The sequence below is a fragment of the Phaeodactylibacter xiamenensis genome (assembly GCF_000759025.1).
Classification (GTDB): Bacteria; Bacteroidota; Bacteroidia; order Chitinophagales; family Saprospiraceae; genus Phaeodactylibacter; species Phaeodactylibacter xiamenensis.
In genome coordinates, this window is the sequence record NZ_JPOS01000090.1 from 20,764 (window position 1) to 35,967 (window position 15,204).

Sequence of the window (15,204 nt, forward strand, 5' to 3'; positions counted from 1 at the left end):
TAACCCAGCGCTCCTTCGATCCTTTCAATTTAATCAATCTACTGCTTAATCACAGGCCAGGCACCGCGGGCTGTTGCCGTACGCAATTCCACCCAATAGATGCCTGAGGGCAGCTGTCCGAGTGAAAGCGGTAATTGCCACTGCTGATGGGCAACCGGCACCTGTCCCGATTGCAGCACCTGCCCCAGCGGGCTTACGAGCGACCACTGCAGTTCGGACACTTCAAAGCCATTGCCCTCCATCATCAAAGGACCGTTCGTGGGGTTAGGCGAAAGCCGTACAGCCCAGTCCGCCGGGAAGCTACCTACACCGGAAACCATAACGGTGACGCTTTGCACTTCGCTCTGACAGCCGTTGCTGTCCATCACTATTACCTCGTATACGCCATTGGGCAGGCCGGTATTGGAGGATGGGCTATCAAAATTTGCCCCTCCGTCAATACTGTAGACATAGGGTGGCGTTCCACCGGAGGCTGTAATAGTAATCACATCTTCAACGACTTCAACGGTGGCCTCAAGCAGTGCGGGCGAAGTAATCTCAATTGCGGCACTATAAATAAACCCTTCGCTGTCCTGGATTTCCAGATTATAAATACCAGGATCAAGATCTGAAAATACCGGGCTGCCTCCAAAGCCTCCCTCATTGAGCTGGTAAGTGTAAGGGGCTATGCCACCGGTTACATTTTGTACCTCAATGGCCCCATCGCCTTCACCGGCACAAGATACATTTTGCACCTCAATGTTGGCCTCAACAATGATATTGACGTTAGCGCCAATCGAAACGGTGCAGCCATTCACATCCACCACAAGAGCGGTATAGTCTCCGTTGTCCAGCCCGGAGAAAACACCGGAAGGTTGAAAATTGCTCCCCCCGTCAATGCTGAAGGCGTAAGGCGGTATACCACCTGATGCCTGCAGGGTCAGGGTGTTGTCCTCCACATTGGCGGATAGTTCCAGCACCGGGGGCTCTCCCACCACAATCTCCGTCACCTGGAAAGTACTGCCGTTGGCATCGATGATGGTTAGGGTGTAGGTACCGCCTGTCAGGTTTTCAAATATGCTGCTGCTTTGTGGGTCCCCTCCGTTCAGGCTATAGGTATAGGGAGGCAGACCACCCGATACCTCGTCCACATCAATGCGCCCATCTGCGGCACCGGCACAGCTTACCTCCACTACGGATGCAGCAGCACTTGTGATGATATTGATTGTTGCCTGTCCCGCAACCGTGCAGCCATTCGCATCTTCTATTACAATAGCATAGGTGCCGTTAGGCAGCCCGGCAAATATGAAGTCATCGCCAAATGTAGCGCCGCCATCAATGCTGTAGCTGTAGGGCGGTGTACCACCCTCAGCCAACAAGGCGAGGTCATTAAGTGTAGCCTCTTCAGATAAGGTAAGTGGGGCCGGAGCGCCAACCAATAAGCCAGCTATTTGGTACAGATTGCCATTCGCATCCGTAATCGTAAGGGCATAATCGCCAGCGGACAAGTTTTCAAACACCGGGCTGTCCTGCGCAGCGCCGGTTCCTAACTGATAGGTGTAAGGGGCTTCTCCTCCTTCGATGGAGACGACCGTTAGGCTGCCATCGGCGGTATTGCTGCAGGAAGCATCGGTGATACTGAACTCCGCGGCAACAATCAGGTTGATGGTGATGCTACCTGTAACCGAACAGTTATTCGCATCAAGGACTTCCAGCTCGTAGGTCTCGTTGGGCAGGTCGTTGAACGCCGAAGCTGCGCCAAAAGTGGCGCCACCATCAATACTGTATTGATAGGGCGGTGTACCACCTGTGGCGGAAAGAGTTAGATCGTTACCGGTTAGACCGGTACTGAACTGCAGCGGATCCGGTGCGCCGACCTCTATATTATCCAACTGCAACACGCTACCGTTCGCATCCGTAATCAGCAGGTCATAATTGCCGGCAGGTAAAGCCGTGAACTCCGGGCCCGGCTGGGGGTCCCCGCCATTAAGGCTATAGCTGTAAGGCTCTACCCCACCCTGAATATTCGTAGCAGTGATACTGCCATCAGCGGCACCGGCACAACTGTTATCCGTTACCGAAAAGGCTGCACTTTGCAACAAATTCACTTCCAGGTCAAGGGAAGCCAGACAGCCATTGGCATCTTCCACCACGATATTGTAGACGGCATTGGGCAGTCCCTCAAAGGAGGACTCCGGACCGAAGGCCACACCGCCATCCAGGCTGTATTGATAAGGCGCCGTGCCCCCCGTAGCTTCCAAAACCAGCGTATTGACCGATAAGCCTGCGGACAGCTCCAGCGGGTCGGGTTCCTGCAGATCGACTACAGGGAGGGTGATTTCCTGACCCGCATCATCCGTCACGACGATGGAGTATGCCCCCGCAGCCAGGTCTTCGAAAACCGGGGTATCCTGTGGTGCTCCTGCATTGAGCACAAAGGTGTAAGGCGGCAGCCCACCGGCTATGGCGACTTCAATCGCACCATCCGTATCTCCGGCACAACGAAGTGGATTAGTGATGCTGGCCAGGCCTGATAATACAGCAGGCTCCAAAATCAGCAGTTCGAACGTCTCGCCCGGGCGCCATCCGCCTTCTATATCCGTGAGATCAAACATAAATTGATCGGTTGTGGCAGCGCTCCCATTGTGCTGATAGGACAGCAGCCCGTTATTGATGTCTGCCTGACTGAACTCATCACCAATGGAAAGTACCTCGCTGCCATTCCGTTGCAGTACCCCATGCTCAGGCAGAGCGGTCAGGGTATAGAAAATGTCTTCCGGAGCAAGGGCACCCTTCTCAAAAGCCAGAAAATCAGCGGTAATGGCCTCCTGCTGTGCATAAGGGACTTCCAGTGTTTGATTAGCTAAAACTTCTGCAGGATCTGGCACATCGGAAGGCGGGCAGGCTTCAATCGACCAGGACACCAGGTTGCCGCCATCCTGATTGAAGGCATCGCTAATGGTGAGGGTCCAGGTACCGGAGGCTGGTAAGCCTGCAAAAGCAGACAGTGGGTCTAGAGACTGGAAGTTGCCGGAAATACCATAGGGCCCGCTTGCCTCACACGAATTCTCAAAATCATCAGCGGTGAGCAATGCCTCATCATCGAAACCCACCAGCATATTATCCTGAGAACACCCGAAGTCTGACCCCGGGACGCCCGGCTGATCAAACAGGGTGACGGATGGGCCACCTTCGTACGAAAGGGTCGCAGAGAGGTCGCCAAGCCAGGTATGATCGATAGCTAAGCCTATATTGAGGTCCTGTATCGTAAAGTCCCCATCAGTAGCCAGTGTGGTGGTGAATTCACCCGATCCGCTGGGTGGGATCACCAAATCAGGTTCGGCATCGGTGTAAACCGTGCAGTTGTTACCGAGGGTTTGAAAACTTGACCATACCGGATCAGGAGACCCGCCGCATTCATTAACGGGTATGACCCTCCAGTAGTAGACGGTGAATTCATCGAGCCCTGACAGCTCATAAGTCGTATCTAAGACGGTCTCTTCGATGACTGTGTTTGCACCAAATGCCGGCGAGGTAGCGACCTCCAGCAGATAATGATCAGCAAAAGCGGAGGCGGACCAGTTGACTGTAGGATTCAAGGGCACCGATTGGGCGCCCGCAGCCGGTGCGGCAGGAGTGGCCGCCACAGGGGCACCCGCAGCGACGTCCAGAGTAAGCTCTATGCTCTTGCTGACAGAGGGGCTGACCGCCATAAGGGAGAGTTCATACACGCCCGAAGCGGCATCCGCCAGATTGCTGATGGTAAGAATACTTGAGGCGTTTGCCCCGACCGGATTGGCACTGAAAGTAGCCGTGGCGCCATCCGGAAGCCCGGTCACCGACAAGTCCAGCATTTCAGAAAACCCGGCAACTGGAGTGGTGAAAATTTCAAACGTAGCACTTTCGTCATTGCACAGCGCCTGAGCTAAAGGTGTGGAGGCCATCAAGACTGTCGGACTGGGCGGCAGCTGAATTTCGAAATCCTCATCTGAGATATCAAAGAAAATGCTACCGGAAGCGACCACCTGAATCCTTGCCGTGCTCGTCAGTTCAAGCGGAACGAGAATCTCCTGCTCCCCATCGTTAGGCACGCCCTGAGCCAGTAGAACCGGATAAGTGAAACCACCATCTTTGGACAGGTAAATGTCCACAGCGCTGCAATTCACCGGTGCACCATCGGTACCCGCTACATCCCAGGTGACGGTCTCCAGATCGCCTACTTCCCAGACTACACTGGTATTGGGCTGCTGTACTACAAATGGCCCGGCGTCATCAGAAAAAACCAGCTCCACATCCGTAGCCTTCACGCATCCGCCCCCCGGGAAATTGTCCCGGACGGAACACCGGAAGCTCATGGTGCGGGAAACGGAAGGCAACACCTCCCAGGTATCTTGCGTATTGGCAACCACTGCATTCAAATTGGGAAAGTAGCGCACCGGATCAGGAGTTGGCGATAAGGACCGGAAAGCCGGCCCACCTGTACTGGCCGAAACCGGAGGCATGGTTGCTATCTCATTATCCATTTGTTCCCAGCAATAGGTCAATGCATCCCCTTCAGCATCCATCGCTTGTGCCTTGAGGAAAAAAGGCGTGGATACAGGCAGGAACAGCACGTCCTCCTCATCTGTAAGTATTGGCCCTGTATTCCCGACATCAATCAGCTCCGGGCAGGTGCTGCCAGCGCCGAACTCTATCGTGTTGGTAACCTCCTGTATGCTGATGGCATGGAAGTGGTCGTCGCTATTGTTTTGAACGTTAGGGCTGCAAATCCCGGCGTACCCCATAATCGTGGAGGCGCTGCCAGGTTCCATGGCTGCAGCAGCCACCCGGTTACAATTATTGTTCTGGGTATGATTTGCGCCAAACTGATGACCAAACTCGTGGGCTACATAATCAATGTAAAACGGATCGTTGACTGGCGATGGTAACCCTGTAACGCCACGGGCCTTTCGGTTGGTGCAAATAGAAGCCAGAGAGGCCACACCACCTCCACTTGTACTGAACACATGCCCGACATCATAATTATCGAAGCCCACCAGGCCATCTACGACACCCTGATTTTCACTAAGCAGCGTACCGGCGCTGTTGTTAGTAAAAGGATCTGTGGCTCCATCCAGGAAAATGACCTGATCGGTTTCGTCAATGAGCTCCATATGAACTGTGAAGTCCCGCTCATACACGCCATTGACCCGGGTCATGGCCACGTTGTAAGCCGCAAGGACATCCGGTACCGTACCACCGTGAAACTGTGCATACTCGCCTGTACAGGCAATAGCAAGCCGGTAGTTACGCAGGGAACAATCGCCGAGCAACGCTGCGGGCGCTGTGTCTGAATGACCGGCAGTACTGGCTGCATCGGTATCCATCCGGCAGCTGAATTCATTACCGGGGATGCCGTTATAGTCAGATTTGTAATACACCTGATAGTAGCGGGTTTGCCCTTCTGAGAAGACATCAATGAAAACCGTACTGTACAGCCCGGACAGAATCATAGCATGGAATCCCTTGTGGGTGTACCCAAAACGGGCATAAGCCGTGCCATCCTCCGGGCTATAGGCCGCAAAGGAGCGCATCCCGGGATACCGGGCGGACAAGCCTTCCGCCATCACCGGTGCCTCTACGACTTTGAAAGTCCGATTGTGCCCGTTGGGCAGAGGCAATTCCAGGGATATCGCGTTAGCTCTCGCATCAGGCGTATGCCACATTGGGGCTTCAGACAAAGCAGAGATCACCGCTTCCATATCTACATTGATGATCCGGGCCTCATCGGGCTGTATCTGACGGATGCCGCCAAGCCGCTGCGCGTCCTGCAAATGGGCATCTTTAAACCATTGTTGTGCGGATGAAAAATGAGGGAGGGTTAAAAACAGGCATAGCAATGCAAGTGGGTAGAGCGTTTTTTTCATGCTTACTTGTGTTTTGTGCACCATTTACAAGCGCTGCAAATGGTCAAATGGGTTATAAAAGTCTTGATATAGTGTTGCCGGTAATTGGTCGTTAGGAAGGCTCACAATTTAGGAAAAAGAAATTATATTTTCGAAACTCTGCCAGAGGAAATACGCCATCAGGATGGCCAGGTGAATCTTGCCTGACAAGTTTTTTTATTTCATATGCTTAAGGTAGGCGCCAAGGTGCTGCCTCATGAATTGTTCCGGGTCCCATACTCCTCTCAGCTGCCCTCTTTTGTCTGCACGCCAGATGTAAACACTGGCTTCAACCCTTTGATCATCCTGTAAAACAGAGACTGCCGTTTTCACGTAATCCTCACCCTCATAGGCATCTAGCACAGTATGCTCCTTCGGCGAAAGCCCATATAGCAACAATCCTCGGACTTCGGAGGCAGCCCGCGGGAACACAGCCGGGTACGGGCGGATATCAGCCCCATCGTGTATCGAAAAACGATGGTAACCATGAAGTACTGCTTCGGACGAGCCGGGCAGGCGGCCGAGCAGCAAGCGCAGGATTTCCGGAAAGAGCAAGGTACCGTAAACGAACAAGGGGCGCATTTCAGAAAGCTTCATTAAATTAAAAAGGGCTGAACAAAGCGGTAAACACTTTCATTCAGCCCTTTCAACAGCAACAGATGCTGTCAGATTTTATTACTGAGACTGCAGTTGCTCAATCGCACCCTCTGTACCACCTACCATCATGCTTGTTACGATGCAAAGCACGAACAGAGCAATGGCGAGGTACCAAGTCGCTTTCTCAATAAAATCGGTAGACTTGGCTGCGCCAAACATCTGATTGGCTTGCGTTCCACCAAAGGTGGAGTCAACGCCACCGCCCTTAGGGTTCTGGATCAAAACTGCGCCCATCAGTAGCACACAGACAAGGGCAATCAGTACAGTCATGGTAGTCAGCATATCTTAATCGCTTTTTATATTCAAAATTTGCTGCGCAAAGTAATCACTTTTTTCTGGAAAAACCAACATCAGGCGGCGATACATTTCTTCGGCTTTTTCGTGCTGCCCCTGCTGTGCCAGCACTCTGGCCAGCGTTTCGGAGACAAGGTCGCCGTTTTCAGTTATGCTCTGCAGCACAATTTCATCTACCTTACTATTGGGATTAGCTTTTTTCTCCTTTTTTTGCGTTTTCCGGTTGTCCTCCATTTTTTTGGACTCCATGATTTCGCTAAGCTGAGTCTGTATATCCGGGGGCTGGAACTGCGCCACCCAGCTGCTGAAGGAACTCTTGGGGCGTGGAGAGGGCTTAGGCCCATGCAATGGCTCATGTGGCGCCATACGGTCTGCACCAGGTGACTCTTCCTGCTCGGAATAAGTAACCTGGCTGATAAGCCCCGCTATGGCTACTGCATCGGCTATGGCGTTAAAAAAGGAGGCTTCAAGTGAGGGATCGCCCACTTGTTCCTCGGCTATGCCACTGAAATATGGCTCCTCCAGTTCGGGATGAGCAGCTCCGTCCGGTGTAACTTCATTCAGAGCGGACTCTAAGGCCTGCAGTTCCTGGTTTTTCCAGGCTTCAATATCCGTTTCCTGCCAATTCAGTTCATCTGCCATTGAAAGGTTAAGTTCTTCACCCACACCAGCAGCAGGCGTATCGCTTTCGGGGCTATGATCTGCCTCACCGGAGGCATCGGTATCGAAACCAAAATCAAGTTCCAAAACAGATTCTGAGGGTTCAGGGTTAATATCCAAATCAGAGAGCTCCAGGGCTTCTGCAGGTTTTTCTTCAAGGCTGTTCAGTTCCAGATAATCCTCTGACAGCTGAAAGACCTCTTCTTCCGGTGCCGTTTCCAGGTAGGCTTCCACTTCCGCATACAGCAGGCTCCGGTCGCTCGTGGTTGCCGCTACCCTTGCCAGGGCAGTTTCCCAGTCTTCCCGGCGGTCCTGCAGGCTTTTTCTCAGCAGCAACAATTGCAATGGCTGGCAAAAAGGATACTGCATCGCCATGGTCTTCAACTCCTCGTAGGGCAGCTGATGCAGCAAAGACCGGTCTTGCAGATATCGGCTAAAGGTTTCGGCATTCATGATTGAAATACATTAATGAGGCATATAAGCTCTCTGCAACAACTTAAAGTCGTTGTTCCAGCCAAACAAATTAAGAAAAACTTCCTTTAAATCAAACTTTCGTTTTCAGGAAGGCCACAAGCTTGCGCACGGCCTGCCCGCGGTGGCTGATGCTGCTTTTCTCTTCAGCAGACATTTGTGCGAAAGTGCGGTTGAAGCCATCAGGCATAAAGACGGGGTCGTAGCCAAACCCCTGATTGCCTTTTTTGTGATGGATAATCTGCCCTTCCACGGTGCCTTCAAACTGATGCTCCTTCCCATCAATGATGAGGCTAATCACCGTATGGAAGCGGGCCCTGCGGTCCTCCTCCCCTTTCATATTGGCAAGCAACAGGCTCATGTTAGCCTCATCGTCATGGGCAGGGCCGGCATAGCGGGCAGAATAGACCCCCGGCTCGCCATTCAGCGCGTCCACTTCCAGGCCGGTATCTTCAGAGAAACAGTCAACCTTGTAGTTATTGTGGACGTACCACGCTTTTTCTGAGGCGTTGGCGGCAATAGTTGGGCTGGTTTCCGGCAGTACTTCGTCGCAGCCGATATCCTTTAGCCCCCGGATTTCAATTTTGCCTTCCAGCAACTGGCTGACTTCAGATATTTTGTTGGGGTTGCCGGTTGCGAATACAATAGATTGCATGGAGTATAATTAGGTTTTGTTGATAGGATTTAAACGTTGAAGCAAGCTTTGAGGGTACGCCAAAGCTGTCCGGATTTTTCTTTTCCGCCCGCCTGCCGCTCCTCGAATATATCAGCGATGCTGTCGGTAAGGATGAAGGTGGCAGCGCCAAATTGCACAGGCTGATACGGTTGCAGTTGAAAATGCAAACCCAGCCGTTTGCCACTGACTCCGAAAAGAAAAACGAATTTCGCCGTTTTGCTCCCCTCCACCCGGCTGAAACTAATGGATTCCTCTTTTGTTAAACAGATGTGTTTTGCCTGTTGTGCGAGGTCAATTTTTGCAGCACCGAACACTTTGGCCAGAAAGCCTTCTATTTCTTCCTGCTGCGCCACTTCGGCCTCGTACCATACCCAAATGCCCTTATCTCCTGCTCCTTTGACGCCATTTTTAGGCTGAGCTTGCTCCGGAACAGGAAAAAGATGGAAATCTAAAAAGGTTGACTTCAAAATTTTTGATTTAAATTAAGGCTTTCTACCAAATAATCAATAAGAAAAGATATGGATTTATTCCAAATATAGAATAATTATAATTTTTTCTTATTTTCGCATAAAAAATATTGCAGATGAAATTTAATATAAAAATCACGAAAGCTCAAAATTCACAGCTCGGACAAGTGGATTTTGACGACATTCCTTTCGGACGGGTATTTTCAGACCATATGTTTGTGGCCGACTACAAAGACGGTGAGTGGCAGTCGCCGCGGATTGTCCCCTTTGGCCGGTTCGAAATGCACCCTGCTGCTATGGTCCTCCACTACGGGCAAGCTATTTTTGAAGGCATGAAGGCTTCTAAATCTCACGATGGCACGCCTTTCTTCCTCCGCCCCGAGATGCACGCCAAGCGGCTCAACAACTCAGCCCGCCGCATGTGCATGCCCGAAGTCCCTGAAGCGCTGTTTCTTGAAGCTCTTCATACGCTGGTCGACCTGGATAGCGACTGGATCCCTCCGCAGGAAGGCAGTGCGCTTTACATCCGCCCTTACATGTTTGCTACAGATGAATTCATCGGGGTAAAGCCATCTGCGACTTACCGGTTTATCATTTTCACCGGGCCTGTAGGTCCTTACTACCCCAAACCAGTAAGCCTGATAGCGGACAGGCAATTCGCCCGTGCAGCCGTACAAGGCGGTACCGGAGAGGCCAAAGTCGCCGGCAATTACGCCGCTTCTCTTCTTCCTGCCAAACTGGCGAATGAGAAAGGCTACGATCAGGTCATGTGGCTTGACAGCCGTGAGTTCAAGTACATTCAGGAAGTGGGCACTATGAATATCTTCTTCGTGATCGACGGCACTGTAGTGACCCCGAAACTGGACGGCGGTATCCTGCCTGGCATCACCCGGGACACGATCCTCAAACTGCTGCCTGAGCATGGGTATAAAGTGGAAGAGCGCCCTATCGCAATTGACGAGCTGGTAGACGCCTACAAAGCCGGCAAATTACAGGAAGTATTTGGCTCCGGTACAGCTGCGGTGGTGGCGCATGTTTCCAAGGTCGCTTACGATGGCTTTGAGATGGAGCTTCCGCCGGTGGAAGAACGCAAGGTCGGGCCGTTCATCAAAGCTCAAATCGATGGCATGCGTTCGGGCAAAATTGAAGACAAGCACGGCTGGATTGTTCCTGTACAGGGGCAGGCGGTGAATGCATAAAGTTACCTTCTTAATGGTAAAATGACAGGGGCGCTGTAAAGCAGTTGCCCCTGTTTTTACGAAAAAGCTAAACCCCATTCCGATGAAAAACCACTGGTCTTTCTTTTTTTTAGCACTCCTTATATATAGCTGTCAGCCGGAAGCCGCTCCGGCCGACCCGGACGCCTATCCTGCACGCACGCCCAATGGCATTAACGTGGTCGTGGAAATCCCCGCCGGCACCAACATAAAGATAGAATATCAAAAAAATAGTCAGCGCTTCGAAGCGGATCAACGCGACGGAAAAGACAGGCAGATTGACTTTCTCCCCTACCCTGGCAACTATGGCTTCATCCCATCCACTCAAATGGACAAAGCGGCAGGTGGTGATGGAGACCCCCTGGATGTACTGCTGCTCTGTGCAGCTTTGCCTACCGGCACTGTAGTTGAGGCGCGCCCCATTGGTTCCCTGCAGCTCATAGATGAAGGCGAACTGGACACTAAGGTCATCGCTATTCCTACGGATGCCACGCTGCAGACCATCACACCTGAGGATTTCACCGATTTCAGCATCCATTATGATGGCGCGCGCCACATTATTGAAACCTGGTTTTTGTACTACGACGGGCTGGGCACCAATACCTTTGAAGGCTGGCTGGACGAATCGAAAACTTTAGCCCTCATTGCACACTACGAACAGTAAAGCACCGTTAGTGTTTTCTGGAAGAAACGCAGGCTGCAGCCGTTTTTAAATAAACCCAAAATTTGACTCCGAAAAGCCAAATTTTATTTTGCGGAGTGGAAAATAAAAACGACTTTAGCCCCCGAAATTCTATTGTCGGTAACCGGATGGGGAAATCCTAACCAAGCCAAACAAATAGGACCATTTATGATCAAGAGACGCCTATCTTCAATCCTGGTCTTCCTGACCTTTTTTTCTGCGCTCCAGGCCCAAACCGGAGACACAGACTTCATGCGTAGCACGGGGAAGATCTACGTCGTAGTCGCCGTCATCCTGGCCATATTTGCCGGTCTTGTCCTTTTCCTCATTTACCTCGACAGGAAACTAACCAAATTAGAGAACCAAATTAAGGACAATGATTGATCTCGAACCGAAATCACAAACGAGCTTCTATCAGAGTGTTCAGAACTACTTTGAAAAAGCAGCGCAGCACACAGGCCTGCACCGCGGGCTGCTGGATCAGATCCGGGAGTGCAACGCCGTTTACCAAATCCGCTTCCCCGTCAAAGTAGGCAATGAGTACAAAGTCATCGAAGCTTACCGCGTACAGCACAGCCACCACCGTACCCCTACCAAAGGCGGTATCCGTTACAGTAATCACGTCAATCAGGAAGAGGTGATGGCACTGGCAACGCTGATGACGTACAAATGTGCCATCGTTGATGTTCCCTTCGGAGGTGCCAAGGGTGGAGTAAAAATCAACCCCTGGGAGTTCACGCCTTCGCAGCTGGAGAAGATTACCCGCCGTTACACCACCGAACTGATACGCCGGAACATGATCGGCCCCTCTGTGGATGTACCCGCGCCCGATTACGGGACCGGCTCCCGGGAGATGGCCTGGATTTATGACACCTACCGCACCTTTAAGGGCGACGACATTGATGCTGCTGGTTGTGTTACGGGCAAACCCGTGAACCAAAGTGGTATCCGTGGCCGGACGGAAGCAACTGGCCGGGGTGTGTTCTACGGTATCCGCGAAGCCTGCGATCAGGTGGAGGATATGAAAAAACTGGGGCTGGAACCGGGTATTGCAGGCAAGAAGATTGTACTGCAGGGCCTTGGTAATGTGGGCTCCTACACCGCTACCATTTCGCAGGACGAAGGCGATGCGATCATCGTGGGCGTGGGCGAAGTGGAAGGTGCCATTTATAATGAGAAAGGCATCGACATTCACGAATTGCTGAAATTCCGAAAAGAAACCGGCTCCATCCTTGGTTTTCCCGGTGCCCAAAATCTGGACAAAAAGGACCGTACCCGGGTACTGGAGTTCGAGTGCGACATCCTGATCCCTGCGGCACTGGAAAATCAGATCACGACCGAAAATGCCCACCGCATCAAGGCGAAAATCATCGCTGAGGCGGCCAACGGTCCGATTACATCTATGGCAGAGGAAGTACTTCTTAAGAATGGCAAGCTGATCATTCCTGATGTATACCTCAACGCCGGCGGTGTGACGGTTTCTTACTTTGAATGGCTCAAGAACCTGTCGCACATGCGCTTTGGCCGTATGGAGAAACGCTTCAATCAGCAAATCAACCAAAACCTGGTTGACCTGATCGAGCGGACAACCGGAAAGAGCGTGACCGACCGGGAGCGTATGATGGTTGCCCGCGGCGCGGAAGAAATCGACCTGGTCCGCTCCGGGCTCGAAGAGACGATGATCACTGCTTATCAGCAGATTCGGGAGATCATGATGCGCAAGCGCAAGGTGGAAGATCTGCGGACGGCCTCCTTCGTAAGCGCGATCAACAAGATCAGCAGCGACTACCTGTCGCTTGGAATTTTCCCATAAACTGCGGAGCATTCCTCAATATACAACGTACAGCGGGCACCCAAAACGTGCCCGCTGTCTAAACATACACCCTTAGTATATTTGGCGAAAAGCTATTTTGCAAAATATTTTATTATCAAATACCCCTATGAGGTTTGCAATTAGCTGTTTTTGTCAATATATTGGAGCGGTTTTGTAAAAACTGAATAATCAACAGGAAAATGTCGGACAAACTGGACAAAATTGACCTCAAAATTCTGAAAATCCTTCAGGAAAGCAGCAAAATTACTAACCTGGAGCTTTCCAAGCGTATTGGTCTTTCCCCCGCTCCCACCCTGGAGCGTGTGAAGAAGCTTGAAAACTCTACCGTAATTGAAAGCTACCACGCCAAGGTTAATCCGCAGTCAATCGGATTGAACGTTAAGACCTTCGTACTGGTATCCCTGGCCTGGCAAAAGGAAAATGCCCTCAACCACTTCCTTGAGAAAATCAAGGAAATCGAGGAAATCACGGAATGCTACATCATCACCGGGGAAGCGGACTTCCTGATCAAGATCGTTTGCAAGGATATTCCAACCTACGAAAAACTCTTGTTCAAGACACTTTCACAGATTGATGAAATTGAGCGCCTTAAGACGCTCATGACCCTTTCCACTGTAAAAGACGCCAAAGTCCTACCTTACCGCTACGAGTAAGCGCCCGGCATACTATGGCATGACACACCGATCACAGCCGTTGCTGAATTACCTACAGCAACGGCTTTGCGTTTTGTAGTTGGCACAACTTCTATTATGGCAGCAAAGCAACACCATACCATGCTGTGGTCTGTTCGGTCTCCCGACCTGATGGCACCGTCCTACCTCTTTGGCACCATGCATGTCAGAGACCACCGCGCCTATACCTTTTATGAACAAGCCTGCCGCTGCATAGACCAATGCGAAGCGATGGCGCTGGAGTTCGACCTGGGCCGTATGGATCAGGATACTCAGGCCGTTATTATGCAACAGGTGCCTGCTCAGTCTTTGGAAGCCCTGCTGCCCTCTCGTAAACTGGAGAAAATCCGGAAGTTCTTCCTGCGGGCGCTGAGCGTAGACATATTTCCGCTGCGGCATCTGTCCCCTTTGCTGGTCAGCAACATCATCAACGAGCGCCTGCTGGAAGAAGACCACCCTATAGCGCTGGATGAAATGCTATGGCAATACGCCCGTCAGGCAGACAAAACCATACTGGGCATTGAAACCTACGAAGAGCAGCTGAAGGTACTGCAAAAAATCCCACCGGAAGTGCAGGCACAGTCTATTGTCGCTATGGCACGCCATTTCAGGCAGCACCGGCGGCATTTGCTCCGGTTGGCGGCATTGTATGCAGCAGGCAATCTCCCTCAGTTGCATCAATCCTCAAAGCGCAGCCTTTCCGGTATGCGGTATCCCATGTTGTACCGGCGCAATGCCATTATGGCGGAGCGTATCGGAAAGATGATCGCCGGACAGCCCGTATTTTGCGCAGTTGGCGCCGGCCACCTGTACGGCGGCAAAGGCGTGCTCCGCCTGTTGAAAAAGCAAGGGCTTAGCGTCGCTCCTGTGCCTCCTCAATAAACGCCCGGTCTTTCTTAGGTAGCTTAGAAACCACAAGATCATAGGAGTGATCAATCAGTTTGAGCAACAAAGCCTCCTCCAGTCCATCTTCGAAGTAAACCGTATTCCAGTGCTTTTTATTCATATGCCATCCCGGAATGATTTGATGATGCTCCTCCCGCAACTGCTGTGCCCACTCCGGGTCACATTTGAGGTTGACCCGAAAAGCCTCCTCGTCCAGCCCGGTAGCTGCAAACATTTTGCCCATCACCTTAAAGACCAGGGTATCCGGCCCAAAGGGAAGGGTCTCCTCCACGCCCGGTTTATTGAGACAATAGGCCCGGAAAGCTTCGATATTCATGGTGTTCTTTTTCCCTCAAGTTAATCGTTTGGCAGGAAAGCACATCGACATTTTGTGGCTTGATATTTTTTTTATCTTTGGGGCGTTCAAAATCCACCCACACAGGCCCCGTAGTTCAAGGGATAGAATAGGTGTTTCCTAAACACTAGATCCAGGTTCGAGTCCTGGCGGGGCCACTTCGCCATAATGAGACGAGAAGCCCATCACAGCTCTATAACGGAATCCCTCCTTGTTCTCCCACCACACTCTCATTAGAAGACTTTGGAGAGTAACCTCCCCTCTCAATCACTAGTACATCAAGCTATAAACCCTTGACACCCCAAATTTCAGAGATCTATGACTTGAGGCACTAGGAAAGAGCACTCGCTGGAACTCATCCGGTATTCTTTGTTGTTAGTACTTGAAATTCCTTGCCATTTGCGGTAAAATACTGGATATCCCAATAGCCTT

The 15,204-nt window shown here is 51.5% G+C and carries 13 protein-coding genes and 1 tRNA gene; 7 read left to right on the plus strand and 7 right to left on the minus strand.

Translation table 11 applies throughout. The features are described 5' to 3' along the window. Nucleotides 1–38: 38 nt before the first annotated feature. The 6 genes from IX84_RS31565 to IX84_RS26140 all read right to left on the minus strand — a co-directional run bounded on the left by IX84_RS31565 (nucleotide 39) and on the right by IX84_RS26140 (nucleotide 9,128). Complete coding sequence (locus IX84_RS31565) at nucleotides 39–5,885, minus strand: reprolysin-like metallopeptidase (protein ID WP_052516421.1); 5,847 nt, start codon at nucleotides 5,883–5,885, stop codon at nucleotides 39–41. A 195-nt stretch (nucleotides 5,886–6,080) separates the two neighbouring features. Then, nucleotides 6,081–6,500 (minus strand): gamma-glutamylcyclotransferase family protein, encoded by a 420-nt coding sequence (locus IX84_RS26120; protein ID WP_081968959.1) that lies wholly within the window; start codon nucleotides 6,498–6,500, stop codon nucleotides 6,081–6,083. A 78-nt stretch (nucleotides 6,501–6,578) separates the two neighbouring features. After that, entirely contained in the window at nucleotides 6,579–6,842 is a 264-nt protein-coding gene (gene secG / locus IX84_RS26125; protein WP_044149171.1) for a preprotein translocase subunit SecG, read from the minus strand. Between the two features lie 3 nt (nucleotides 6,843–6,845). Next, entirely contained in the window at nucleotides 6,846–7,967 is a 1,122-nt protein-coding gene (locus tag IX84_RS31570) for a hypothetical protein (RefSeq protein WP_052516422.1), read from the minus strand. Between the two features lie 91 nt (nucleotides 7,968–8,058). Next, nucleotides 8,059–8,640, minus strand: a complete 582-nt coding sequence (locus IX84_RS26135; RefSeq protein WP_044228170.1) for a non-canonical purine NTP diphosphatase — start codon at nucleotides 8,638–8,640, stop codon at nucleotides 8,059–8,061. A gap of 29 nt (nucleotides 8,641–8,669) precedes the next feature. Then, nucleotides 8,670–9,128, minus strand: coding sequence for a hypothetical protein (locus tag IX84_RS26140; RefSeq protein ID WP_044228172.1), 459 nt, complete (start codon nucleotides 9,126–9,128; stop codon nucleotides 8,670–8,672). Between the two features lie 116 nt (nucleotides 9,129–9,244). On the opposite strand from IX84_RS26140, the gene IX84_RS26145 reads away from it, so the two are divergent. The 6 genes from IX84_RS26145 to IX84_RS26170 all read left to right on the plus strand — a co-directional run bounded on the left by IX84_RS26145 (nucleotide 9,245) and on the right by IX84_RS26170 (nucleotide 14,414). Then, nucleotides 9,245–10,327, plus strand: a complete 1,083-nt coding sequence (locus IX84_RS26145) for a branched-chain amino acid aminotransferase (RefSeq protein ID WP_044228173.1) — start codon at nucleotides 9,245–9,247, stop codon at nucleotides 10,325–10,327. 82 nt (nucleotides 10,328–10,409) lie between these two features. Next, the gene (locus IX84_RS26150; RefSeq protein WP_044228174.1) at nucleotides 10,410–11,009 is read left to right on the plus strand and encodes an inorganic diphosphatase; all 600 of its coding nucleotides are present in this window, start codon (nucleotides 10,410–10,412) and stop codon (nucleotides 11,007–11,009) included. A gap of 186 nt (nucleotides 11,010–11,195) precedes the next feature. Next, nucleotides 11,196–11,411: a CcmD family protein gene (locus IX84_RS26155; RefSeq protein WP_052516423.1), complete on the plus strand. Its 216-nt coding sequence runs from the start codon at nucleotides 11,196–11,198 to the stop codon at nucleotides 11,409–11,411. Then, the gene (locus tag IX84_RS26160; RefSeq protein ID WP_044228175.1) at nucleotides 11,404–12,840 is read left to right on the plus strand and encodes a Glu/Leu/Phe/Val family dehydrogenase; all 1,437 of its coding nucleotides are present in this window, start codon (nucleotides 11,404–11,406) and stop codon (nucleotides 12,838–12,840) included. The genes IX84_RS26155 and IX84_RS26160 overlap by 8 nt, the downstream gene beginning before the upstream one ends. A 200-nt stretch (nucleotides 12,841–13,040) precedes the next feature. Further along, the gene (locus IX84_RS26165; RefSeq protein WP_081968960.1) at nucleotides 13,041–13,514 is read left to right on the plus strand and encodes an Lrp/AsnC family transcriptional regulator; all 474 of its coding nucleotides are present in this window, start codon (nucleotides 13,041–13,043) and stop codon (nucleotides 13,512–13,514) included. Nucleotides 13,515–13,610: 96 nt separating this feature from the next. Beyond that, nucleotides 13,611–14,414 carry a TraB/GumN family protein gene (locus IX84_RS26170; RefSeq protein ID WP_081968961.1) on the plus strand — a complete coding sequence of 268 codons (804 nt, stop codon included), beginning with the start codon at nucleotides 13,611–13,613 and terminating at the stop codon, nucleotides 14,412–14,414. On the opposite strand, the gene IX84_RS26175 is transcribed toward IX84_RS26170, so the two are convergent. Then, nucleotides 14,386–14,754, minus strand: a complete 369-nt coding sequence (locus tag IX84_RS26175; RefSeq protein ID WP_044228177.1) for an MmcQ/YjbR family DNA-binding protein — start codon at nucleotides 14,752–14,754, stop codon at nucleotides 14,386–14,388. The genes IX84_RS26170 and IX84_RS26175 overlap by 29 nt on opposite strands. A 104-nt stretch (nucleotides 14,755–14,858) precedes the next feature. Between IX84_RS26175 and IX84_RS26180 the strand changes: the two genes are divergently transcribed. Then, a tRNA-Arg gene (locus IX84_RS26180) sits at nucleotides 14,859–14,930 on the plus strand. Nucleotides 14,931–15,204 lie beyond the last annotated feature (274 nt).